At 36.7% G+C, this 23,831-nt stretch carries 26 protein-coding genes and 2 tRNA genes; 7 read left to right on the top strand and 21 right to left on the bottom strand.

Annotation, left to right across the window (positions count from 1 at the left end):
• The gene (locus PP176A_RS05270) at positions 1 to 714 is read left to right on the top strand and encodes a response regulator transcription factor (protein ID WP_071139416.1); all 714 of its coding nucleotides are present in this window, start codon (positions 1 to 3) and stop codon (positions 712 to 714) included.
• 129 nt (positions 715 to 843) lie between these two features.
• Here the strand turns inward: PP176A_RS05270 and PP176A_RS05265 are convergent, their stop codons facing one another.
• The 8 genes from PP176A_RS05265 to PP176A_RS05230 all read right to left on the bottom strand — a co-directional run bounded on the left by PP176A_RS05265 (position 844) and on the right by PP176A_RS05230 (position 5,953).
• Positions 844 to 1,476, bottom strand: coding sequence for a DedA family protein (locus PP176A_RS05265; RefSeq protein ID WP_071139415.1), 633 nt, complete (start codon positions 1,474 to 1,476; stop codon positions 844 to 846).
• A 43-nt stretch (positions 1,477 to 1,519) separates the two neighbouring features.
• On the bottom strand, positions 1,520 to 2,128 hold the full coding sequence (locus PP176A_RS05260; protein WP_083381802.1) for a phosphatase PAP2 family protein: 609 nt from the start codon (positions 2,126 to 2,128) through the stop codon (positions 1,520 to 1,522).
• Positions 2,121 to 3,071, bottom strand: coding sequence for a zinc ribbon domain-containing protein (locus PP176A_RS05255; RefSeq protein WP_071139414.1), 951 nt, complete (start codon positions 3,069 to 3,071; stop codon positions 2,121 to 2,123). Before PP176A_RS05255 ends, PP176A_RS05260 begins: the two co-directional genes overlap by 8 nt.
• Complete coding sequence (locus tag PP176A_RS05250) at positions 3,068 to 3,337, bottom strand: hypothetical protein (protein WP_071139413.1); 270 nt, start codon at positions 3,335 to 3,337, stop codon at positions 3,068 to 3,070. The genes PP176A_RS05255 and PP176A_RS05250 overlap by 4 nt, the downstream gene beginning before the upstream one ends.
• Positions 3,330 to 3,872, bottom strand: coding sequence for an RNA polymerase sigma factor (locus PP176A_RS05245; protein ID WP_071139412.1), 543 nt, complete (start codon positions 3,870 to 3,872; stop codon positions 3,330 to 3,332). Before PP176A_RS05245 ends, PP176A_RS05250 begins: the two co-directional genes overlap by 8 nt.
• A gap of 228 nt (positions 3,873 to 4,100) precedes the next feature.
• Entirely contained in the window at positions 4,101 to 4,718 is a 618-nt protein-coding gene (locus tag PP176A_RS05240; protein ID WP_071139411.1) for a lactate utilization protein, read from the bottom strand.
• A 71-nt stretch (positions 4,719 to 4,789) separates the two neighbouring features.
• The gene (locus PP176A_RS05235) at positions 4,790 to 5,230 is read right to left on the bottom strand and encodes a GNAT family N-acetyltransferase (protein WP_071139410.1); all 441 of its coding nucleotides are present in this window, start codon (positions 5,228 to 5,230) and stop codon (positions 4,790 to 4,792) included.
• A gap of 192 nt (positions 5,231 to 5,422) precedes the next feature.
• The gene (locus tag PP176A_RS05230) at positions 5,423 to 5,953 is read right to left on the bottom strand and encodes an NUDIX hydrolase (protein ID WP_071139409.1); all 531 of its coding nucleotides are present in this window, start codon (positions 5,951 to 5,953) and stop codon (positions 5,423 to 5,425) included.
• A 240-nt stretch (positions 5,954 to 6,193) separates the two neighbouring features.
• Between PP176A_RS05230 and PP176A_RS05225 the strand changes: the two genes are divergently transcribed.
• Positions 6,194 to 6,556, top strand: coding sequence for a hypothetical protein (locus PP176A_RS05225; RefSeq protein ID WP_071139408.1), 363 nt, complete (start codon positions 6,194 to 6,196; stop codon positions 6,554 to 6,556).
• Positions 6,557 to 6,571: 15 nt separating this feature from the next.
• A complete protein-coding gene (locus PP176A_RS05220; protein ID WP_071139407.1) occupies positions 6,572 to 7,153 on the top strand; it encodes a TetR/AcrR family transcriptional regulator in 582 nt (193 codons plus the stop codon).
• Between the two features lie 286 nt (positions 7,154 to 7,439).
• On the opposite strand, the gene PP176A_RS05215 is transcribed toward PP176A_RS05220, so the two are convergent.
• From PP176A_RS05215 to PP176A_RS05160, 11 genes are all read right to left on the bottom strand, one after another.
• Positions 7,440 to 8,411: an S-layer homology domain-containing protein gene (locus tag PP176A_RS05215; RefSeq protein ID WP_071139406.1), complete on the bottom strand. Its 972-nt coding sequence runs from the start codon at positions 8,409 to 8,411 to the stop codon at positions 7,440 to 7,442.
• A gap of 228 nt (positions 8,412 to 8,639) precedes the next feature.
• Positions 8,640 to 9,848 carry an ABC transporter permease gene (locus PP176A_RS05210; RefSeq protein ID WP_071139405.1) on the bottom strand — a complete coding sequence of 403 codons (1,209 nt, stop codon included), beginning with the start codon at positions 9,846 to 9,848 and terminating at the stop codon, positions 8,640 to 8,642.
• Positions 9,849 to 9,850: 2 nt separating this feature from the next.
• Positions 9,851 to 10,726, bottom strand: a complete 876-nt coding sequence (locus PP176A_RS05205) for an ABC transporter ATP-binding protein (protein WP_071139404.1) — start codon at positions 10,724 to 10,726, stop codon at positions 9,851 to 9,853.
• Entirely contained in the window at positions 10,710 to 11,267 is a 558-nt protein-coding gene (locus PP176A_RS05200) for a hypothetical protein (RefSeq protein WP_200796038.1), read from the bottom strand. Before PP176A_RS05200 ends, PP176A_RS05205 begins: the two co-directional genes overlap by 17 nt.
• Positions 11,268 to 11,455: 188 nt before the next feature.
• Positions 11,456 to 11,956, bottom strand: a complete 501-nt coding sequence (locus PP176A_RS05195) for an RNA polymerase sigma factor (protein ID WP_200796036.1) — start codon at positions 11,954 to 11,956, stop codon at positions 11,456 to 11,458.
• A gap of 830 nt (positions 11,957 to 12,786) precedes the next feature.
• A complete protein-coding gene (locus PP176A_RS05185; protein ID WP_083381800.1) occupies positions 12,787 to 13,941 on the bottom strand; it encodes a YibE/F family protein in 1,155 nt (384 codons plus the stop codon).
• A gap of 139 nt (positions 13,942 to 14,080) precedes the next feature.
• The gene (locus PP176A_RS05180) at positions 14,081 to 16,102 is read right to left on the bottom strand and encodes a fibronectin type III domain-containing protein (protein ID WP_071139399.1); all 2,022 of its coding nucleotides are present in this window, start codon (positions 16,100 to 16,102) and stop codon (positions 14,081 to 14,083) included.
• A 310-nt stretch (positions 16,103 to 16,412) separates the two neighbouring features.
• Complete coding sequence (locus PP176A_RS05175) at positions 16,413 to 17,027, bottom strand: methyltransferase family protein (protein ID WP_071139398.1); 615 nt, start codon at positions 17,025 to 17,027, stop codon at positions 16,413 to 16,415.
• A gap of 112 nt (positions 17,028 to 17,139) precedes the next feature.
• The gene (locus PP176A_RS05170; protein WP_234958821.1) at positions 17,140 to 17,652 is read right to left on the bottom strand and encodes a GNAT family N-acetyltransferase; all 513 of its coding nucleotides are present in this window, start codon (positions 17,650 to 17,652) and stop codon (positions 17,140 to 17,142) included.
• Between the two features lie 152 nt (positions 17,653 to 17,804).
• Positions 17,805 to 17,877 (bottom strand) — tRNA-Ala (locus PP176A_RS05165).
• A 12-nt stretch (positions 17,878 to 17,889) separates the two neighbouring features.
• Positions 17,890 to 17,963: transfer RNA gene (locus PP176A_RS05160), tRNA-Val, on the bottom strand.
• 217 nt (positions 17,964 to 18,180) lie between these two features.
• Between PP176A_RS05160 and PP176A_RS05155 the strand changes: the two genes are divergently transcribed.
• Entirely contained in the window at positions 18,181 to 20,370 is a 2,190-nt protein-coding gene (locus PP176A_RS05155) for a DNA topoisomerase III (RefSeq protein WP_071139396.1), read from the top strand.
• 25 nt (positions 20,371 to 20,395) lie between these two features.
• On the top strand, positions 20,396 to 20,872 hold the full coding sequence (gene ybaK, locus PP176A_RS05150) for a Cys-tRNA(Pro) deacylase (protein WP_071139395.1): 477 nt from the start codon (positions 20,396 to 20,398) through the stop codon (positions 20,870 to 20,872).
• A 22-nt stretch (positions 20,873 to 20,894) separates the two neighbouring features.
• Here the strand turns inward: ybaK and PP176A_RS05145 are convergent, their stop codons facing one another.
• Positions 20,895 to 21,194, bottom strand: a complete 300-nt coding sequence (locus tag PP176A_RS05145) for a DUF1294 domain-containing protein (RefSeq protein WP_071139394.1) — start codon at positions 21,192 to 21,194, stop codon at positions 20,895 to 20,897.
• Positions 21,195 to 21,406: 212 nt separating this feature from the next.
• On the opposite strand from PP176A_RS05145, the gene PP176A_RS05140 reads away from it, so the two are divergent.
• Together PP176A_RS05140 and PP176A_RS05135 are read left to right on the top strand one after the other, a co-directional pair.
• Positions 21,407 to 21,934: an RNA polymerase sigma factor gene (locus tag PP176A_RS05140; RefSeq protein WP_071139393.1), complete on the top strand. Its 528-nt coding sequence runs from the start codon at positions 21,407 to 21,409 to the stop codon at positions 21,932 to 21,934.
• Positions 21,927 to 23,240 carry a DUF4179 domain-containing protein gene (locus PP176A_RS05135; RefSeq protein ID WP_071139392.1) on the top strand — a complete coding sequence of 438 codons (1,314 nt, stop codon included), beginning with the start codon at positions 21,927 to 21,929 and terminating at the stop codon, positions 23,238 to 23,240. The genes PP176A_RS05140 and PP176A_RS05135 overlap by 8 nt, the downstream gene beginning before the upstream one ends.
• A gap of 22 nt (positions 23,241 to 23,262) precedes the next feature.
• Here the strand turns inward: PP176A_RS05135 and PP176A_RS05130 are convergent, their stop codons facing one another.
• Entirely contained in the window at positions 23,263 to 23,703 is a 441-nt protein-coding gene (locus PP176A_RS05130) for a VOC family protein (RefSeq protein WP_071139391.1), read from the bottom strand.
• Positions 23,704 to 23,831: the final 128 nt, after the last annotated feature.

Genomic DNA, 23,831 nt, shown 5'->3' with positions numbered 1-23,831 from the left:
ATGGATATAAAGCCTCTGATTCTTATCATTGAAGACGAGGACACTATATGCAATTTTATCTCAGCAATTTTAAATGCTAATGGTTATCAAGTTACAAAAGTGAGTACGGGAAAAGAAGGAATATCTATGGCTGCTTCTTACTCTCCAGACGTCATACTGCTGGATCTGGGACTGCCTGATATAGATGGTATTGAGGTGTTGAGGAATATACGTCAATGGTCCAAAACACCTATTGTGGTGGTTTCGGCCCGCGGATACGAACGTGAAAAAGTGGAAGCTCTTGATTTGGGCGCAGACGATTATATTGTCAAACCTTTCGGGACTTCAGAACTGCTTGCCCGAATACGGACAGCAATACGGCACAGCCCTAAAAGTACTGGAGGAGAATCTAATGGCATGGAAAAGATAACTATTGGAGAGCTTGAAATTGATTACAGCAAGCGAAGGGTTTCTCTTTCCGGGAGAAGGGTTCATTTGACACCCGTTGAGTATAAAATACTGTCATTGCTGTCAAAAAACGCAGGGAAAGTGCTTACTCATGATTATATCATGAGAGAGGTATGGGGCTTATATACCAATGATAGTCATACGCTTCGCGTCAACATGGCAAATATTCGTAGAAAGTTGGAGGAAAACCCCGCGGAGCCTAAATATATTCTAACGGAAGTAGGAGTGGGGTATAGAATGGTCGAGGAACTGCATCAAGAAAAATGAATTAAGAATAAATGTCTGCCAGCCAGGCTCATGTTGTGCATAGCGGGTTATTTTTTACCACTTAAGAAATCTGTTTGATATTTTGGTAGAAAATTTAATTCTTATTTTTATTGTTTACCTTAAGTTGTTCTACTTTCCTTGATTGTTTGATTTACTGTTAAAATTTCTTTTCTTTAAAAGCCAAACAGTAAAAATAATTCCGATGATTACCATAGCAGCAAACGCTATATAGGAATAGACATTCATGTATTTATTAATGCGTTCCCATTCAGCTCCGGCAAAAGCACCGAGGCATACTAAGACCACATTCCAAATAGCGGTACCGATAGCAGTGTATAGAAGAAATGTACCTTTATGCATACGTGACATTCCTGCAGGAACGGAGATAAGACTTCGGACAATAGGAATGAATCTACAGAAAAAAATGGCAGAAGCACCACGTCGAACAAACCAGTTTTCTGCTCGTTTCACATCTTCCTTTTTAAGTCCAAAAATATATCCCCATTTTCCAATGATATACTCCATTTTTTCTATGGACAGCAGCTGCCCAATAGCATAGAGAATAATTGCACCGGCCACAGAACCAAAGGTAGCAAACAATGATACCATCCAGATATTCATACTGGTGTATGTGGTCATAAAACCACCGAAAATCAAAATCAGTTCGGAAGGGATTGGAGGAAATATATTTTCAATTGCAATGAGTAGTGCAACGCCAAAGTATCCGAACTGATTCATAAAGTTAATAATCCATTTCTGCATATTCTAATTTCCTTCCTTCTTAGATAAGCTGTATTTTATGCTCTTATCTGGATAACTTATTATTCCATAGGAAATAAACAAACGTTGATAATGCAAATCCAAACAGCCAACCACCCAAAATATCACTTGCATAATGTACACCTAAATAAATTCGACTCCATCCAATCAGGACTGTAAGAATAATACAAATTGAGGAGAGGATTATCTTCAGGGAAGTACTTTCGTCATACTTCCAAATCAGCAAAATCAACATGACATAAAGGGAAGCATTGTTCATTGCATGACCGCTGGGAAAACTGTAACCTGTTTCGCTTATTAATTGTAAAATATTTGGACGGCTTCTTGCAAAAATATGTTTTAGTGTAATATTGAGCACAGCAGAAGACATTACTGCTATTGAAACAGGTAGGGCTATGTTTTTTCTTGTTTTCGATCTGATAAATAATGTAAGGCAAAATATAATGATAACGGCCGGATCGCCTAAGTGTGTAATGCCTTTCATCACCAGAGTTAAAGCAGATGACATATTTTCCGATGCTTCTTCATAAGCCCACCCTTCAAAACGAGTAACAATTTCTGCCTTAAGGCATATTGCCAGCATTACAAACAAAATGATTGGTACTATTACGAACCATATTTTTCGTCTATTCATTCTGTTTCCGCTCTCCCTTTAGTACACTGCCGCAATTTTTGCAATAGTTATCTTTTTCACTTACGATCGTATTGCATTTCTTACAAACAAAACCAAGTCTTGTACCGCAGAAGGTACAATATAAGTTTGATTTATTTTGCAGGGCACCGCATTTATAACAGGTTTGGTGTCCTTGCCTGTATATGAGAAAAACGAACAATCCGGCCAAATTAGTAAACAGAGTAATGATTCCCCACATAGCTGAGTTAAGCTTCGATTTGAGTGCCTGAGCGTAAACCCAAAAAGCTAACAAGACCCAATAGAGCATGAAAAACAATATTGCAAGAACAGCTACGATTTTTACATAGAATTCACCATTTACAATGGGTCGAATATCGCTGATAAAATAAACTTTGTCTCCGCTCAATTTATCAGTAATATAAGAAAGCAAATATACTTTTTTGACATTATAATTCTTTTCGTAGAAATAGTAGTCCTCATATTCCTGTTCTACTTCGTTTTCAATTCCAAGCATAGCCATCGAAAATTTAAGTTTATCGCCTTTCATCAATCGGAAATACACATTGGAATTTTTCTGATCAGCAAGAAAATGACTTTTTTTACCTGAAATTTCTGCTAAGTCTAAGATTCCATTTTTTGATAAATTCGAATTCTTTGCACTGAACAGTATTTGATTTTGCCTATTTAAAATAAGAATATCTACAATATCCGATGACGAATTAGCCAGATTGATTAATTCAGGTTCCAAGTTTTCAAACCCGATTTTATTATCATTTGCTTTCTCATTGATGCGGTGATACTTATATACAAAAGTGATCTTATCACGAAATGTATAGGCTAAAAAACCGGCCGATAAGATTCCGGTAAGAATCGCAGCAATCAGATAGATGATAACTGCCCTTTTAAAATTGAATTTTTCAGCAAAAATATCAAAACGATTCATAATTCTGACCCTCCCGATTTATTGCTAAATACAATAGGTGATAGAAGGCAAAAACAAATAGTAAAGAAAAGTATTGCCGGGACGCAAAACGTCCAAAGGCTGATTCCGAAAAAAACAAACATCATAGGTACGATAATGAATAAAACACAAGTGATAATAAATACTGATTGTAATATTTTGTTCCTCTTCCTTTGTTTGATTTCAAAGCATTTTCTGTCGATTTCATTGTCAAGCACGCAAAGCAGCTTATTTATGTTTTTATCCATGATAGAAATCTCCTTTCAGCATTTTTCTAAGTTTAACCATGCCATTGTGGATGCGGCTTTTCACTGTTTTCGGTTTACAGGAAAACCTCTGGGCAATTTCTTCAAGCGTTTGTTGTTCTATATATTTCAACCTGATGGCAGTGGCCTGTTCAGGGGGTAAACTTTCCAGAGCTTTTAGTATTTCATCTGCCTGTAAATGGTTAAGCACAACGTCTTGTAGATTGAATTGAGATGCCATATCCTGTTCTTCTATGCTTATCATCTCTTGTTTGTTTCGCCTCAAATGGTCAAGATAACAGTTTTTGGCAATTGTTATCACCCAAGTTGAGAAGGATGCCTTTCCGTAAATATCGAATTTATCTATTCCCTGTACTAATTTTAAAAATGTGTCTTGTGTCAAGTCCTCACTCAGCACTGTGTTATTACACATTTTTAAAAGAAATTTTGAAACATATGGATAGTAGAAGGTGATGAGACTTTGAAATGCCTCTTTTTCACCATTCTGTGCTGATAGAATTAAAGAATACTCATCCAAAACCTCACCGCCTTTGTGCCTTTCATATTATTACACGTAAGTGACTGAAAAAGGTTGCTATAAATATTTTGCTCAGTTTTTAGTCTGTTTTATACCGCAGATATGATGTAATCCAAAAAGATAACCCTATTTTTTTAACCAATGCTAAAAAATAGGGCTATCTACTATTATAGATTAATTACTTGATTTATTTTTTTGCCAAGTCAGAATTAAAAAATATTCCCGCAATTAAAAACCAAAGGGTTCATTTATTATAATTACTTTAATTCTATTTTTGACAAATTGTCCGGTAATCAAAACAAAATCGTTACAAATTCTTTGCTTATGTCTACAATCTATACATCTGCCAAGAGAAGTACAGGGTGTTTTTTTCCCAAGGCGTTTAGCATCCAATGGGGCTGCAATCTGTCTTGTTCGTAAAATTGCATCTTCCACTGTATTTACCAGTTTGTTAATTCCTACTACAACTATAACCTGTTTCGGCCCGTATAATATAGGTGCAACTCGGCTTCCGTTTCCATCAATGTTAAATAATTTGCCGTCAGCGGTAACAGCATTTGTACCAGTTATAAAGATATCCGCAGAAAAGTTACTTAAATAGATTTTCCGTTTTTCTTCTGCTGTTAAGTTAGGACGATGCTTATCATAAAAGACATAATTTCCATTTCTTAAGAAATCGAATGCGCCGGTTGATTCTAATGTAACGGAGTCGCCGCAGCCAACTGTATTGCCAGGATTGATCAATGTGGTAAGCAAGTCAATCAATTCATTTTTATTCCTTACAAAGTATCCGGCCATGTTGTTTCGCTGTAAATTATATATTACATTTTTGATTTTTTCATCCATTTATTTATGTTCTCCTAATTACTTAGTGATATTCAGTTCCAATGTTTGATTAAGATAGATATATCACATATTCATCTTATTTTTTTCATTTCAACTTCTTTGACTGTATCCGAGAGTTTATTTTCATTTCCAGTCAATATAAACCCATGTTTTGAATATAAATTATATGCTTTTTCATTATTACTTAAAATCCATAAAGTAGGGACATCGCATTTTGCAATTACAAAAATTAGAAGTTTTGTACCATACCCTTTATGTTGTTCTTCAGGCAAAATATATAGATTTTCAATCAAATTATCGCATACGGAAACAATTCCAACAGGTTTTGAAGTAATAAACATATAAAAAATTTTTCCCTGATTCATTTCATTTTGGATATATTTAATTTGATGCTCAACATTATGTAATGCAATAAATTCTTCGGAACAAAATGCCTTATGGGAGTCTTGCCAAGACACAGAGTGTATCGTAGCTGCCTGTACTAAATTATCTTTTGTTACCATTACAATCATAGTATTCCTCCCTTGAAATTTGATCTTGTAAACAGTTTATAAATAGTCAGTGTTAAGTATATCATAATTAGAGGAAAAACTTAAATTACAGGGGTTTAAATTTTTTTATTATCTTGAGCTTGAAGAGTTAGACAAAAAAGATTAATTAATCAATTTTGAATTATGCTTAAATATATAAGCTAACAGTCTCTTTCAGATTGAAGAAACGATATTGTCAAACAATCCCGCATGAATGTTAAAGCGATCTCTTATCGTATCCACAAATTTTTCTGTTTGAATAAACTCTTTGAACTTATCATATGCAATATAACGGTAATCAATCGTTTCACCACGTTGTAGTTTGATTTCCGTATTATTTTTGTTTATAACAATCATGTAACAGTAATAAATTGCCGGAATCCCTTTCATAAGGTAAGAATAAACGAACCGCAAATCGGATTCCTGAGTAAGAATGCCGGTTTCCTCTTTTAATTCACGCAAAGCTCCCTTTATAGGGGTTTCGCCTTTCAAGACTGAACCGCCTGTTATTTCCCACTTTAAAGGCCACGGTTTGTCAGGATGTCTCTGCGTTACTAAAACCTCCTTATCCCGCGTAATCGTATATACTTCGGCAACAATATGATACACTCCTTCTGGAATTAAGGAGCTTTCATCCCTGTATAAATCATAACCTAATTTGTTTCCATTTGAACCATACGCATCCCATATTTCTCTCTCCGACATATATTATTACCTCCATTTAATTAACTCCCTTTTATATTTATAATATCATATAAATATAAAAGGGAGTTAATTAATACAAATCAATTGTTCCTTTTGATAAAATGTTTATATCATTTATTTAAGTTAGATGTAAAAAGTTAGCTGATTGTTACGGAACGATATTGACAATATAATGTAAACAAGATATAATTGAATAGCGTTCAAAACAAAATTCAATTATTGAAAGAGAGGTTTTGATTTATGAAAAATTCTTCTATTCTTGTTTTTGAAATAGCAATAATAACAATTTTAGTTTTTATTGGACTATCCGGGAAAAGGATTCTATTTATACAGGGAGCAAGGTCGGCGACAATTGTACTTGGAATTATCGGGATGCTATTATGTACGTTGAGTGTAGGCAAGTTCATTGCATCAGCTCCAGCTCATCCATTGTCAGTTTTGGGATATATCTTTGGAATAATTGCCATATTAGCCTTTATGGTACAGCTATTCAGGTGGAATGTTCCTAAATTGGATAATCCTCAAACGGCTTTGATTACTTTGGCCATAGCGATGCTTGTAAAGTCAGTTATAGCTCGATTTGGCCACTTAATAATAAGATGATAGAGGATGATAGTTATGAGAAAAAACGTGAAGGAAGATATTATTAAAGCCACTATAGAGTTGATCAATGAAAAAGGAAGTAATATTGATGAAATTACTGTTCGTGATATATGCAATCGGGTTGGGATAGGAGCTGGGTTGGTAAATTATCACTTCCAAACAAAAGAAAATCTTATTGCACAGTGTGTTCAGAAAATAATCAGTGATATAATCAAGAAAACTGGAGATGTTTATAAGAATCTTCCGAAAATGACTCCGGAAGAAAAGTTGCGTATAATGGTGAAATATACCTGCTCATTTCTTGAGACTCATGAAAACATATCGCGAATTTCCATCATTACCGATTTAACCACTATTAATCAAAATGATAATACTTCTCAAACATTAGCGGCCTATCTGCCGTTGGTACGGCAAGCCATCTCCGATGATATAGATGATCAGGAGGTAAAACAAAGGACATATTTTATGCTTTTGACGCTTCAGTCATTGTTTTTACGCAGTACATTACTTAAGAAAGAAATTGGAATTGATTTTCATAACCAACAGCAGCGTGAAAGTCTCGTAGACAATATTATTGATTTTTATTTGAATTATTGATAGTATACTGTAATTTATACTTAATTCGTTTTAAATGCAGACTTTAGAATGGGCATACAAAACAGGTTGTCTTTGTGTTTGCATGTGACATCAGATGGTTTCGTACCTTCCAAAATAAATATTATAGTCTAAAAAGCTGAATAGAAAAAGAAAAAATAAGTGTCGGTTCGACTCGCGACACATGTTTAGCGGTACCGGGGACTTGGCCATTCAGGTCAATAAAAAAGAGTCCTCTTCATGGAGGACTTTTTCACTGTCTGATACTGACGAAATGGATGTAGGTATTTTACTTGCCGAAGAGCACATTTATATCAAATTGCACGTCAGTTGGAATTTCCAAGGAATAGTAATAATTATCATCGTAAGAGAAAGGCGTTATACCACCGATATTTTCTGCTATATCAGTAATTTTATCAAGCTCGTTATGCTTATGTCTTACAATATCGAAAACAAATCCCATTTCGTGGTTTTTCTCATTGGTCCCTTTATGATAAACAGATATTATGGCTTCGCCACTGCCATTCCAGCTGTCAACATAAGTTTTTGTAGTTACAATGTCCCTTATTTCATCGGGAATTTCGATTGTATAATTAGAAATAGCATTCAATTTATGGTATAGTTCTGCAATAACTTTCGTTGCTTCTGCACGAGTTACTTCTTTTTTAGGTTTCCACATAAAATCGCCATCAGCAACACAACCATAACCTGTCATCAACTCATTATCAATAACCTTTTGCACACTTTCCAATGCGTAAGGAGAAATATCCCCAACATCGTTATATACATTAACATCGGTTCCAACGGCATTGCCCCATTGGAGAATATACTTATTGCCAAATCTATTAAGAATAATCGCCATATCTTCACGAGTTATGTTGTCATTCGGTCTAAACATCGGTTTCATTCCAAAACCTTCTGGTTCGTCATTTAATATGTCATTGTCTGCTAAAAATACCACTTCACGATTAAACCAATCTCTACCGCCAACATCATAGAATTTGCTTGCAGGCTCATATGACGCCGGAATTTTAATTAGTCTTGACAGCAACACCGAAAATTCTGCCCGAGTTATAGTATTATCCGGATAAAAATTGCCGCCCTCATAGCCTCTCACAATGCCAAGATTTTTCATTTCTACAATGAAAGGTATCCCCCAATGATATAAAATATCACCGAAATCCGTACTTGAAAACGCGGGGACGGTAAAACTCACTAACAGCACTAAACTCACTAAAAATACCGTAATTTTTCGTGTCATAAGATACACCTCCTAATCTAAATTACATCCGAAACTACCACATTCTTTGTCCGCCTGTTCAATATCATCAATTAATTTGAAAGACAGAAATCATCATAAATTAAATAGAGATTTGTTTTTACAAAATATTAAAAACTATATTGTTCTTCATTTTCTTATTATACCATTTCCGTCTTAGTTATTTAAGTAAATGTTACTTTTTTATTATGCCAAGGACTTTGTCTTTCGTCATACCTTCATTCTCTGTGACCAACGATTGATAGTAATGGGAATACACAGCAGACCTATACATACAGGGACGATTATCAGCAAGTAGGGCGACCATACTATTTTTCCAAACAGGTGATATGCGTTTGTGCGGAATATATCGGTAGAACTTCCTACAAAAGGAAGTAAATCGAGCAACTTTTGCGCCCACAACGGGATAAACTGAGCGATTGCCATTGGAACATATACCACTGCTAAACTTGCCAGTAACGAGGAAAAATTGCTTTTCAACAGCGTCGAGAGAAGTAGTGTGATTCCGGTAAATCCAAGAGATGCCAGCAAAACATATGCATACTCATAGATTTCTGCCTGTAACATATTCATAGGAGCAGTAGCCCATAATTTAATAAACTGTATTGGCATATTCCAACCTCGAGTACCCAAAAACAAAAGCTGCGCACCGATTGTTCCCACGGCAATTAATGTAAACAACTCCAATGTAAATGAAACGCCTGTGCCGATTTTTGCCAAAGCTGTTTGTTGCCATCCGTTTCTGGTTGTAGCAATAAGTGATTTTGTGTTATTATGCCATTCGCCGGAAAACATAGGTGATAAGGCAATCGCTATAAACAAAGCCATTACCATACCGATATCACTCACAGAATTGGCAACTACCGTTGACCAGCCTTCCACCCAATCATAATTAAAAGGTGCTGGCGTTTTGGAATCCATATTCAAAAAATAATTTTTTTCTTCGCCCGTCTGTCCATTTAGCTCTAAAAACCCATCGACTGCCTGTTGCCTGCGTTTATAGAAGTCAGTGAGTTTATCTGGGTCAACATAGTCAATCATCAGATGAGGGTTATCCGTCTTTTCTAATTCAGGCCACAAGGTATCAATCCAGGTATTCAGTGTCTTCCAGTCAGTCGTTTCATTATTTTCCTGGTCTGGCTTGGATCTTTTCTGATAATCTCTTACCATCTGCTGCAATGTTTCATCTGTAAGAGGGTGGCGCCACTGATCTGCATATGTCTGCTTGCTGCGGATATTTGAATAACCGTCAAAATTGTTGCCAAATGAACTTGTATAATCATTAGAACTTCCAAAATTAAACCACTGATAAGATAACACACTTCCAAAAACAACAATGTATAAAAAGCAGAGCAAAACACAAATTTTCACGCTTTTTTTCCGCCACAGCTTTTTATGCTCTAATAGAAATAATTCCATCTTTATTTCGCTCCTTCCTCGGTTGGAAAATAGTACAGGTACAAGTCCTCTAAAGTAGCTTCACAAGGCACAGCATCCGGCGCTGGCTGTGTTGCGGATATAATTCGAAGAACGACCTGTTCTTTGTTATGTCGCAGATTTGCAACAGTAACAGTTTTTTCCCATTTTCTTGCTTCCTGTGCAGAAACCGTCAATTCCCAAACCTTTCCATCAGCTTTTTGAACCAACTCCGAGATAGTGCCTTGGAGCAAAAAAATTCCCTTTTTCATGAGAAACACCTTATCTGCAATTGCTTCAATGTCCGATACGATATGCGTGGACAGCAGAACAATTCTATCGCTGGCAAAGTCGGCAATCAAATTACGAAAACGAACACGTTCTTTGGGGTCAAGTCCAGCAGTTGGTTCATCCAGAACCAATACTTTAGGATTATTTAAGAGAGCCTGTGCAATCCCAAGACGCTGGCGCATTCCACCTGAAAATGTTTTAACTTTCTTTCCAGATACGTTGTTCAAATCTGCAATGTTTAACAATTCTTCTGAGCGCTTACTGGCTGTTCGACGTTGTATACCTTTCAGTGCTGCAATATACATCAGAAATTCATGTGCCGTATAATCTGGATAATAACCAAAATCCTGCGGCAAATAGCCGAGAATATTTCGATACCGAGGTCCCATATCTATAATGTTCTGCCCATTAAATAGGGTTTCACCGGATGAAGGCTCCAGTATCCCGCATAGCATACGCATCAGAGTGGTTTTACCCGCTCCATTCGCTCCCAACAACCCATAAACTCCCGGAGATAAGCTGGCGGTGATACAGTCAACAGCAATTTTAGGGCCAAATTGTTTTGTCAATCGGTCAAGCGATAGTTCCATACATTTTTCCATCCTTTCTAATTTTAATCAGAAGATAAACTTCTCTGACAAAAAAACAAGTAAATACAATAAAAGTGACCATCCACAGTCCAAGCGCGGATAATTCGTACAATCTAGGTGTCCAATGAGCTAAGCAACCGGCAAATATGCTTGTACCTAAACACACTATAATACTGATTTGCAGTGCATTCCGTTTACACTTTCGGATAGACCAAAGTGTAGTTACCATACATCCTAAAAGTGGAACGACAGCATACAGTACCAATTGCAATATATTTGCAGAAAAATTCATTTCCACATCTGCCAGTGCTAAGATAATGGACAAACATACCAAATCCGTAGCCCCGGCTAAAACAAGTTTTGCCAGAACAATTTGTGCACCGGAGGCTCTTGTTGCGGCTTCTATTTCACACATGCCATAAGTCTGATTTTGAAATAATGATGGAATACAGGCTAAAATAAACAAAGGCGTAAAAAGAGGAATAGCACTGGGTACGTTGGGAACAGATAGAACACTGGTGCATACAGCGATTAGAACCAATATCTGCATCCCACAAAGCCGTAAACCGACATGGCGAAAAATATCACTTAAAAAAATCCAAAAGCCTGTTCGTTCCTCTGGGGCATCTATTTGTTGCTCATTAAGAATTGCCATGCACAATTGCTGTGTTTCCAATAATCGTTTAGGAGCAGGCCCTTTCCCAAGAGCATTTCTAATTTCTTTTTTATTCATGGTTTCTCCTTTCTCATAATTGCCAAAGCTAATCTCACCCTGCTTTGAATTGTCCGTATAGGTATTCCTGTTATCTGAGATATTTCTCGAAAGCTCAGTTGTTCTGCAAACCTAAGAATAATGGCCTCACGTTGTGGAGGAGATAGTCGCTTTAATAAACTGTTTATTTCCTCAACATTCTCAATTTCAGAAAAATAATCTCTGGAATCGCCTATATCATCATCCAGTGAGTAAAATTTTGGCTTTCGCGATTCATCAATACAAAGATGATAGGCAATCATATATAGGTAGGCTCGGAATTTACCTCTGTCATCATATTGACTGAAATCACGGAACACGCGCAAAAAAGTTTCTTGGGTCAAATCTTCGGCTCGTTGAGGGTCAGAACAATGCCATGCACAATATCGCAGAATGGATGAATAATGGCGTTTAATCAGTTCATTTGCATATTCGGTATGTCCACGCTTTATTTGCTTAATTAATTCTTCATCTCGCACTGCTTTGACTCCTTTCATATAGATTAACGGTTAATCTTGTCATAATGATCAATACAAATATAAAAAATTTTTTTGCATGACCCCATTCACGCCCCCATATTTTTCCTTTGTATGGCTCGGTACAGTGTATAAAGAACTTTTTTTCAGATGCCAGTTTTTTCGATTCCGCTTGCAATACGTCGTAGAAAACCACCACGCATTTTTTCGGGTTCAGGCTGTAATAAAAACGGTCTTTTATTGTTTCCAGAGACGTAAGCCCCTTGCTTCTTTTGTACGGCTTAATGTATGTCGCTTTGTATCTCAGCAAATCTTAAAGGGGTTAAGTATGTTGACATTTGGATTGAAGGAAAGAAAGCTGTCCTTGAAATATATCACAAAGTATTATCCACAAAATTCCTGTGCAGGAAGATAGAAAGGGCAGCAAAAAAGAAAATCAGTAAAAACGGGCATCACAAAAAGGCAGAAGAAAACCCGCCTAAACTCTTAATTTACGTGGGATTGTTATTGTATCATTATCGCAAACATTTCTTAAAAAAGTATCATTTAAAACAATTTGATTATATTACACCAGCTATAACAACTGATTTGCTATGGTATTCAAAATATCTAAAACATGAATGTAATTAGCATCTCCACTTATTATAAAAGCAGTATGCTTACCCCTTTACAAACCAATCACCTTATGTTTACTATTTTACTATATAAATCAAAAGAAGCCAACTCTTCAGAATCGGCTTCTTTAAACAAAATATTTTGTTGAGTTCGAATCACCAGGGGTAAGTTCTTTCGCCCTGTCTTTGGGCTAACTGGGTAAAAAAGATACCGTGTCTCTAATCTCCCTTGGCATTTCCTGCCTTTCTTTTTCCCGTATAGATGTATGACGCCAGCAGCACGGTGGCAGGTACGCTTAAAATGATGCCGAAACTGCCGGATAAACCCTGCATCACGGCAATGCCGATATTATTGGAGTTTATAATCTGCAACCAGGGTAGATCGTAAGCGTAATCCAGCACCAACATGGAGATGCTGCTGCCGGCGAAAGCCAGAATCAGAGTGTTGCTGTCGGTACCCATCATGTCCCGGCCGATCCGCATACCAGCGTGGAACAGCTCTTGCCGTCCGATATTCGGGTTTTGGACGCACAGCTCGTACATAGCGCTGCCAATGGACACCGCGATGTCTATCACCGCACCCAAGGAAGAAATGAGCAGACCGGAGAACAGTAGCCCGCCAACCTGAATCTCATTGGTTTCCCAGAGTGTAAGCAGATTCTCAATATCCGATACGTTCCAGCCGGTAACGCCGGAGGCAGCTGAGAACAGCGTGGCGAAAACTCCAGCCGCGATGATACCCGCTAGTGTGCCCAGAGTGGCGACCAGAGTTTTCCTAGTAGGCCCGCTGATGAGGTACAGCGTCACTGTCGCGGCCAACGCGCAAATGAGCACAGCGGTCCAGAATGGAGAAACTCCCTGGTAAACCAACGGCAGATATATAAAAGCGATGCTGACAAAGGTAAACACAAGCGCCAGCGCCCCCCGAATTCCCTGCTTTCCGCCCACCAAACACAGGGCCAGCAGATACAATGCCGCGAAGGCATAGAGAACGACGCTACGGTCCTGGGAATAGATACTGGTAACGGAAGCGTTTCCCGCCACACTCTGCATTACCACCACTTTCATACCGACTTTACAGGCGGTGCCGAAAAGATAGCCGGCGGAACTGGTAGTTTTAAGCAGCTGACCTTTTTTCACGCCGCTGGTCATCCGAACTACCACCGTCTGCTGACCAACCCGGGTGCCATCCTCCTGCATATTGTCCTCAAGAATTTCCGTGACCACACCGGTTTCAAATGTCTGGCCAGCCCGGGAAATTATCTCCGTTTTTTCTACCTGATTAAGTCGGACCACCAGCAGAATCAGAACCAGTGCCAGCAGAACAGGCAGTCCCCATCGCAGTCCAAAACGTTTGATATTTTTGCGTTCCATGTGCATCTCCTCGCTTTCTGTGAAAGAATACTAGACGGCTGGGTGGCAAAGGCTGCCCAGCCGTCTGAAAATAAGATGTTTCTCCGCAGACGAGTCCACCTTTAGAGAAACTTTTTTTCCTTATTGGTACAAAAGAAAATTATTGCTCGCCCAACTTGGTTAGGGCAAAGTCCATGGCAGTGGCGGTAACGTCTCCATTTGCGTTTATAGTAGAGCCATTTAATAGCCTGGCATCCATAGAGAACTGGAGAGCTGTTTTAGCCCAAGCGGGAACGGAGGCTGCATCGGAACTGGAAGAAAACTTCGTGCCAGATACAGATGTAGAGATGCCCTTTGCCTGCGCATAGCGGTATAATATAGTAGCAAGTTGCGCACGGGTGAGTTTCTGGTCGGGTGCAAAGACGCCAGAAGCCACGCCTTTCAAGATGTTATTGGATTTGGCCCAGGTCACAGCTTTGGTATATGAAGTGTCTGATGATACATCGGTGAAGGAAGCCGCTGCAGATACGTCAGGAGCGCCGGCTGTGTTGTAAAGGCGGGTGACGGCTTCAGCACGGGTAAGAGCGGTGTCAGAAGATGTGGTAGTGCCGGTTTTCTGAATGGTGAAGGTACTGTCAATCTTTTCCGTCTTGTCGGTATCAAGAATCTGATATGTGTCGATAGAAAAACTGTCGCCGGTCATGGTGATAACGGAGTAACTGGGCAGCCAGTTTTGGCTCCTGGCAGCGATGAAGTCTTGCTGGGAGGAAATCAGTTCATAAAACTTGGAACCGGAGGCGGAGTTGGCAGTCATATACAAGGTTCCCTTGGGATCGATGACCGTGTTGCCTGCGGTGGTCTCGATTGTGTAGCACTTGCTGCCGTCCACAAATTTTTTCTTGGAAGCAGCCTGCTCAGCGTTGTCCTTTTCAGGCCATAAGGTGTAGAGTTCGCCAGTGGCCGTGTTCTGAGCATGATCCCAGTCGTAGTCGGTGCCTTCTGCATTCAAAGGCATAGAGTAATTGTCGTGGGTGAGGCCGTCACTGTAGAGTAGCTTGGACCTGCTGTAGGTATGGTCGTGACCTTGGAGCACCACATCGATGTCATATTTGTCGAAGATGGGAGTAAGTTGGGTACGGAGAATCATGCCGTCGGTGTCAGAATGGTCATAGCCGGAGCCATATATATCCTGATGGATAGTTACCACTCTCCAAGTAGCGTCGGGATCTGAGGACACAGCCTCGGCAATGGCTTTTTCATGTTCGGCACCGTTATAGTTGTTGGTATTTAAAACGATGAACAGGCCGTCGCCATAAGAATAATAGTAATCGCCGCCGGCTTGGGTGACGCCGTAGTTCGTGGCGTTGGGGTTATTGAAGTGATAAGTATAGTCGGGATTCAAGGAATCGTGGTTGCCAATGGTAGTGGCCACAGGTAAACCAGAAAGTACCTCAGGATACAGATAGCCTGCGTATTCCTCTTCCTTTGGGTTTCCTGTCTTGTTGACCTGATCACCGGCGGAAATCATAAAGTTAAGGTCCGGGTTCTGAACGGTGGCAATTTCTAGTGTTCTGTTCCAGCCAAAGCTGTCGTTTCGAGCAGCGGTGTTGGCTACGCCGCTGTCGGCCACCAGTTTGTCGCTGCCCTGAGGCTGGCCTTTAGAAGCGCCGATCTGGGGATCACCTACGTACAGCATACGTACGGTGGAGAAGCTGCCGGTCTTATAGGTCGCAGGATCAGTCTGAACGCCATTTTTTTCAACAGTGTAATAGTAAGTGGTGTTTTCCTTAAGTCCGGTAATGACCACGTGGTTATAGACATATGCCACTTTGTTGGTAAGGCTGGTATCTACGGTAGATGAAGTCCCGGTGAAAGACTGCAGATCGGTTTTACTGGTTCCAAAATGAACCACAGGAGTGGCTGGTTTGCCATCGTCCTTGCTGTACCAAGCAAAGTTGAGCTCGGTTTCATTAGTGCCTGGGGTGAGGGAGACTTTCGTGAAGTCCACGGCTACGCTCTTCCATTCCTCAGTCCATGCCTGCCATTCGGCGCTGCTACCTACGGTACTGCCGTCATTGTAATGAACGGTAGCTGCCAAGACAGTTTGTGCAATGCCGAGCACCATAACACAAATTAGTACTTTCGCTAAAATGGATGTAGTTTTTGATTTTTGATTTTTCATTCTTATTTTTCATCCCTTCCTTTTTTATATTGAATCTTACTGGTAATCAAGTAAATAATATCAATGAAATCTAAGATCTAATATCACATTATTATAAAGAATGTGTAAAATTTATGTAAGTAAAAAGAAAATTACTTTTACACCTTCTTTTGATTGCGACTGCCAGGCCCTATAACGGACTTTTATCGTCCAATGTCGGGCATACAAAATAAGTCAATTACAATTGTAATTGACTTATTTTGGTGAAACATATGTATCGTTTGTTCAATTTAACTTTTTATTATAAAAAATTAAATTGAAATAGTTACGACTAATAAATAAGAGGAAACAGCCTCCACGTTCTTTCTGCATACTCCTGAAATTCTTTTCCAAAATGATTTGCTAACTCAGTTTCTTCTTTTCTTATTCGTATCCCATAACACAACAGACATAAAGCTAAAACTATCAAAGGTGAATAAACACTCCTTAAACAAAAAGATATACCTAACAAGCTTATGATACTTCCGGTATATGCAGGGTTTCTGATAATACGATAGGGACCGATTTGAATAAGCTGCTGTTCTTTGTCTGTCTGTACATTCAAAGTAAATGCTCTTTTTAGTGTCCACACTGATAAATCTCTAAATAATGTTCCTCCAATTAAAAATACAATTCCAATATAATAGAAACAGTGAGGCATAAGCTTATTTCGAATTTCTTCACTGACATCCTTGCTTCGGAAATAATAAGAAATCAGAATACTGCCGCACCAGCCAGCAATCAAGATCCACATTGTTAAGTCAAAAGGGGGATGCTTTTTACTCTTTCTTGCCCATCTGCTTGATGTAAACAACCAGATTAAAAATTCAGATAAAAACAGGAATTCTGTTGCATAATTGTATAAATTATATTCTTGCTCATTTGCAAACTTTAACATATCGCCCATAAGTATTCATCCTTCCCTATAAATAAATATTTTTATCTATACATATACAAATAATACAAGGATTGAAAAGTGGTGTTATTCTACTACATCCATACACTGAGAACCCATGCATTTATATAAGAGATATCCAGTATCGCTGTTCAACATTGCCATCAATTTCAATTTCATTCTCCAAAACACCGCCGTTGTTTATGATGCTTTTAGCAGAGCCAATATTGCTTTTATCACAAACCATTAGTACTCTATCAATTCCTAATTTTCTACATTCATCCAATGCTAATGCAATCATCTTTGTAGCATATCCTTTTCGTCTTTCGGATGGTCTGACGCCATCTCCAATGTGACCTCCATTTAGAAGAAGCGACTCATTAAGATGATGACGAATATTCACGGCACCTATAAATATATTTCGCTCCGTATCTAACCCAAAAAAAGTTGTAGCGGGAACAAAGCCGGGAACACCATGTTCTTCCTCTTCAAAGCCTTGAAGATATTTTTCAAAATCTTTATAGTCTATTCGTCTAATTGAATAAGGTACAATCTTTTCCTTTGCCAAGAACCATTCATCCATCATTTCATTTAAATGAGTACGATATTCGTTGCTGAGTTTTACTAATACAAGCAATATTTATTCGCCTCCTGTTATATAGATAATATGTACTTCAAATTCTTGTTTATTTATTTGTTTGTTATTATTACTCGTTTCTAAATTAGTATAACATAAAAAATCAGACCGACAAAGACAAACTGTTTGTCCCTTTCAGTCTGATGGATTAGTGGAGATAAGGGGATTCGAACCCCTGGCCTTCTACATGCGAAGCAGACGCGCTCCCAACTGCGCTATACCCCCAAAATAAAAGAGTGGGGAATATTGGGCTCGAACCAACGACCTCTACGATGTGAGCGTAGCACTCTGACCAGCTGAGCTAATTCCCCATTTTTACTACTTTACATTAATTATAATGCAGAAGACAATAAATTTCAAGGAATATATTTCGAATAAAATTACTTTTACACCGGAAATAATAAAGAAAACTCTGTAATTTGATTTTTCTTTATTATAGAGATATAATTTATTTAAAATAAAAGATAATAAGAAAACATCCTATAGTGATATCAGGATGTTTTTATTTAATATGAGAGGAATGTTTTTATGGATAAAATTTTGGTTTTAGCTGAAAAACCGTCGGTGGGGAGAGATATTGGAAGAGTCTTAAAATGTAACAGGAAAGGGAACGGATATTTGGAAGGAAATAAATATATTGTAACTTGGGCTTTGGGACATTTAGTTACTTTGGCCGATCCGGAACAATATGAAGAAAGATATAAGACGTGGAGAATCGATGACCTTCCGATACTCCCTTCTCAGATGAAATTAGTAGTTATCAAACAGAGCAGTAAGCAATTTCATATTGTAAAGGAACAGATGAACAGAAAAGATGTTTCTCAAATTATAATTGCCACAGATGCGGGAAGGGAAGGAGAACTTGTGGCAAGATGGATTATAGAAAAGGTTCATAGTCATAAACCCCTAAAAAGACTTTGGATTTCTTCCGTTACGGACAAAGCAATAAAAGAAGGGTTTGATAAACTCAGAGACGGAAGGGAATATGAAAATCTTTATAGAGCGGCTGTTGCAAGAGCTGAATCTGACTGGATTGTAGGCATCAACGCAACTCGTGCCTTAACATGTAAATACAACGCCCAACTTTCTTGCGGGAGAGTTCAGACTCCTACTTTGGCTATGGTAGCAAAGAGAGAGGAAGAAATAAAAAAATTTAAATCACAAGATTTTTATGGGATTGCAGCTTTAGCAAAGAATATAAAATTAATATGGCAGGATAGTAAAACGAAGGATATGAGGATATTTGATAAAAAGAGATGTGATGAAATAATATCAAATATTAGAGGAAAAGATGGAATAGTTGCAGATGTAGAAAAGGCAAATAAAAAGTCTTTTTCTCCTAAATTATATGATTTGACGGAATTACAAAGAGATGCAAACAGGATTTTCGGATATTCTGCAAAAGAGACCTTGGGGATAATGCAGAGGCTTTATGAAAATCATAAAATACTTACCTATCCCAGAACGGATTCTAAGTATATTACTACGGACATAGTTGATACTTTAAAGGAGAGAATAGAGGCTTGCGGGGTAGGAATATATAAACAATCGGCAGCGAAAGCCTTAAAAAATCCCATTAACCCCAATAAGAACTTTGTGGATAACAGTAAAGTTTCAGATCATCATGCTATAATCCCCACAGAACAGAAGGTAATCTTAAGTGAGTTAAATGAAAAAGAAAAGAAAATATATGATTTGGTAGTCAAAAGATTTTTATCGGTACTGTATCCTCCCTTTGAATATGAGCAAACTACAATTAGAGCAAAAATAGGGGAAGAGAATTTTATAGCTAAGGGTAAAAGGGTTATAGCTCAAGGATGGAAAGAAGTCTATTCTAATAATTATGAAGAAGATGATTCCAATGAAGATATTCCTCAGCAGATCCTTCCTCGGATTAATAAAGGAGATGTATTAAAAATATCTTCTATCGTACAAACTAAAGGGCAGACTAAACCTCCGTCACCTTTTAATGAAGGGACTTTACTTTCTGCTATGGAAAATCCGGCCAAATATATGGCAGGGGAAAGTAAGGATTTAATTAAAATAATAGGAGAAACGGGAGGTATCGGGACAGTAGCTACAAGAGCGGATATTATTGAAAAATTATTTAATACCTTTCTTATAGAAAAAAAGGGTAAAGAAATTTTCATTACTTCAAAGGGAAAACAACTTTTAGGATTAGTTCCGGATGATTTAAAATCCCCTGCGCTAACAGCCCAGTGGGAACAAAAATTGGAGGCAATCTCTAAAGGGAAAATAGATGACAATGGTTTTGTAAAAGAAATGAAAGATTATTCCAAATCAATCGTTAGTGATATAAAAAACAGCAGCGAAACATTTAAACATGATAATATGACTCGCATTAAATGTCCCCAGTGCGGAAAATTCATGTTGGAAGTAAAGGGGAAAAAGGGAAGGATGCTTATTTGCCAGGACAGAGATTGCGGATACAGAAAAAATGTTTCAAGAATAACAAATGCGAGATGTCCTAACTGTCATAAGAAAATGGAACTACAGGAAGAAGGAGACAATCAAATATTTGTATGCGGCTGTGGATACAGAGAGAAACTTTCTGCTTTTGATAATAGAAGAAAAAATGAGAAGAATACAGTTTCCAAAAAAGAAGTAGCCAATTATTTAAGAGAACAGAAAAATAGTAAGAAAGAACCTATTAATACTGAACTGGCAGATGCTCTAAAGGGGTTAAAACTAAAATAGAGACATTTCAGGAGTAGGTGAAAATATGTCCAACATAAAAACAAATGCCATGCGAATTCTTGATTCCAACGATATTTTGTATAATGTTATTACTTATGAAACGAAAGATGGAAAGATTGACGGACTGTCAGTTGCCAAGAAGTCAAATAAAGATCCTTCATTGGTTTATAAAACTTTAGTCACCAAGGGAAGGGATAACAATATATTTATATTTGTAATTCCCGTAGAAAAAGAATTGGATCTAAAAAAAGCAGCGAAAGTATGTGGTGAAAAAAAGATAGATATGATTCACGTTAAAGACATTAAAAAGTATACAGGATATATTAGAGGCGGTTGTTCTCCTATTGGAATGAAAAAACTTTATCCTACCTTTATAAATTCCACCGCAGAAAGTTTAGAAAATATTTTAGTCAGCGGAGGAAAAATAGGGGTTCAAATCGAGCTGAAAGTGGAAGACTTGAAAAAAGTTACGAAAGCAGCATTGGATGATGTAATTGAATGAAGAGGTTGAAAAACCCCTTCATTTATTTTATACATCCGAATATAAATAATTCCACGATTTTGTTGATTAAAAATATAATAGGGATACCTATATAAAATTTCTTTTTGTTTGTCTTATGCTTAAATATTATCATTCCTATAATGCCTCCGGAGGAACCCCCAAAAACGGATAAAATTATCATGGTAGATTCTTTTATTCTCCATTTGTCTTTTTCTGATTTTGATTTATCAATTCCGAATGTAAAAAATGAGATTATGTTTATTATTAAAAGATACCATATAAATATTAATTCCTGATTGTTGAATTTACTTATAATATCCATCTAATTGCCTCCATTTATAATAAGTTATTCTATTTATATCATGTTTTATATGTTTTGAGCAAGATTAAATAGCTGAAAATATTGTCATTACATTTATATATTTTAAGAGCAGTAAAATTTTAAAAGATATTAAAAAATATAATGGAGAAATTAAATTTAAATGAACTTTTTCATTATTTTTGTACTCTTATATATTGAGAGGAAGTGAAAATATGGACTTGGCAGAATTGGTAAAAAAAGCACAGCATGGAGATAAAGACGCATTAGTTCAATTGATTATGGACAGAAAAGCAGAATATTATAGACTTGCGTATATATATGTAAAAAATGAAGAAGATGCTTTAGACATTATGCAGGATATGATTTTGATTTTATATCAAAATATACATAGATTAAAAAAAGAAGATTCCTTTTATAGTTGGAGTAAAACTATTTTGGTAAATTGCTGTAAAAGATATTTAAAAATAAAAGGAAAAACAATATTAATAAATAGAGAAAGTGAATTTGAGAAGGAAAGTGTTTTTGAAGATAAAGATGTGGAAGAAGAAATGATTATTGAAAAATGCATGTCTCATCTTAGTCGAAAACATCAAGAAGTCATAAAAATGAGATATTTTTTAGACATGGACTATAAGGCCATAGCCAAGATATTGAAAATTCCTATAGGAACTGTGAAATCAAGAATAAATGCCGGGATTAAAAATTTAAAAAGAATGGTGGAGGTGGAGATGAATGAATGATTTAGATAGATTCTTTGAAAAAAAAAGAATAGAGATGGAAATGATAAATGTGCCGGAAGAATTGGAATTAAAACTTAGATCTGCCTTAAATAATACTCCTCCTCATTTGAAGTATTCTAAAAAATTTAAAATAAAATGGGCGGCGATAATTGTTGCAGCAATTATTTTAGGAAGTAACATTGACACTTTAGCATTCTATGGGAAAAAATTGGTGGGATATGAAGGAATTATGAACGGAACATTAAGTCAACTAAATGAGCTGGGAAAAGGACAGATAATAGGCAAGAGTTATACATTTGAGGACGGAACGGCAGTCACATTAGATGGTGTAATGTTAGATGAAAACCAGCTTTTGATTTTTTACACTATAAGGGGCGGCAATGTTTTAGAATTCCTGAATGTTGATAATAGCAACATAAGCGGAATTGCAGGAGAATATATGACGGAATCGGCTCAAGGAGAAATAGATAAGGAGAATAACGAAGTTAAGTGGATAGCATCCTTTAGTACCCCTCATTTTTTTGAAAAGAGATTAAAATGGGAATTTGAAATAGAAAAATCGGGAGAAAATGAAAAGGGAGAAATCTCATTTGTCTTGGATAGAAATAAGGCTATGGGTTATACATTAAAAAAGCATTTAAATGAAAAGGTCAAAGTAGATAATGCCACTATAAGATTTCAGTCTATTACGGCATCTCCTACTACTACAGTTGTAAAAGGTAAGATTCAAAATATTATAGAATTGGCTGCAGATCAAATAACAGGGGAAAGAATCAGACCATATAATTTGGATATTAAAATATATGCTAATGGGAAAGAAGTATCTATTCAAGGATCAGAAATGACTACTGATATAAAAGGAATGAAATTCAGCTTTGAATACGATGCTCTTCCTAAGAATTTGAAAGAATTACAGATAAAACTTGTTAGCTTTGAAGCAGATTATGATGCTTCTGAATCAGTAAAACTTGAAAGAAATGAAAAGTCACAATCTGTTGAAATAAATGGCCAGAAAGTTGAAATTAATAAAGTATATGAAAAGGACGGAGAAACATATATCAATATTACTACAGAAGAAAATGTGGCTCTTTCAAAGGTGAACTTGACTGCTGATGATAAGGATTTGAAACTTCAGGGAACTATTTCGGGGAAACATGAGAAGAAGATTTTAAATGATAAGGAAAGTATGATAACATATACAAGAACATTAAGATTTAATGGAACAGGGGAGGAATTAACGTTAAATATCAACTCAATAAAATATAATAAAATGTATAACAAAATTATAGATATACCTATGAATTGATGTCACGTATAGAAATATAAAATTAAACGAAATAATTTGTTCTTCCAAAATTTACAATCTCAAGTTCTATTCCTTCCGAATCTTTAAAAAAGAAACTATAATAATCCTTACAATATTCGGGATAAAATTGAGGTTTGTGTACAATGGTGGCTCCAATTTCCTTTATTTGTTCATATAGTATATTAACATCAGAAGGAGTGTCCACATAAAATGCGACATGGTGGAGAGAACCAGGTTTTCTTCTGCTTATTTTCTCATTAACATATGGGGATCGTGGATTTACAATGCCAAAGGAAAAATTATTATGATGATATTCTATAATTTTGTATTCATGATCAGGGATATCATCTTTTTCTTTATTTTTTAAATCAAATCCCAATAAAGGCATTAAAAGATCATAAAATTTTTCTGCCCGTTCAAAATCAGAAACGGTTATATGAATGTGGTCAATTACAGGTTTCATTTATATTTTCCTCCTTATACAATTATATTAATCTATATTTCAATGAAAACATAATTTTAACGTTTTCCTCCAAACTATCCAATTCAACTTAATTTTACATTTATATAAGTCAAAAGTAAATTAAAACA

Source organism: Sporanaerobacter sp. PP17-6a, assembly GCF_900095615.1.
In the GTDB taxonomy this organism is placed as follows: Bacteria; Bacillota; Clostridia; order Tissierellales; family Acidilutibacteraceae; genus Acidilutibacter; species Acidilutibacter cellobiosedens.
The sequence above is the reverse complement of the archived record's forward strand: the minus strand, read 5'-3'. Positions and strand labels throughout refer to the sequence as shown.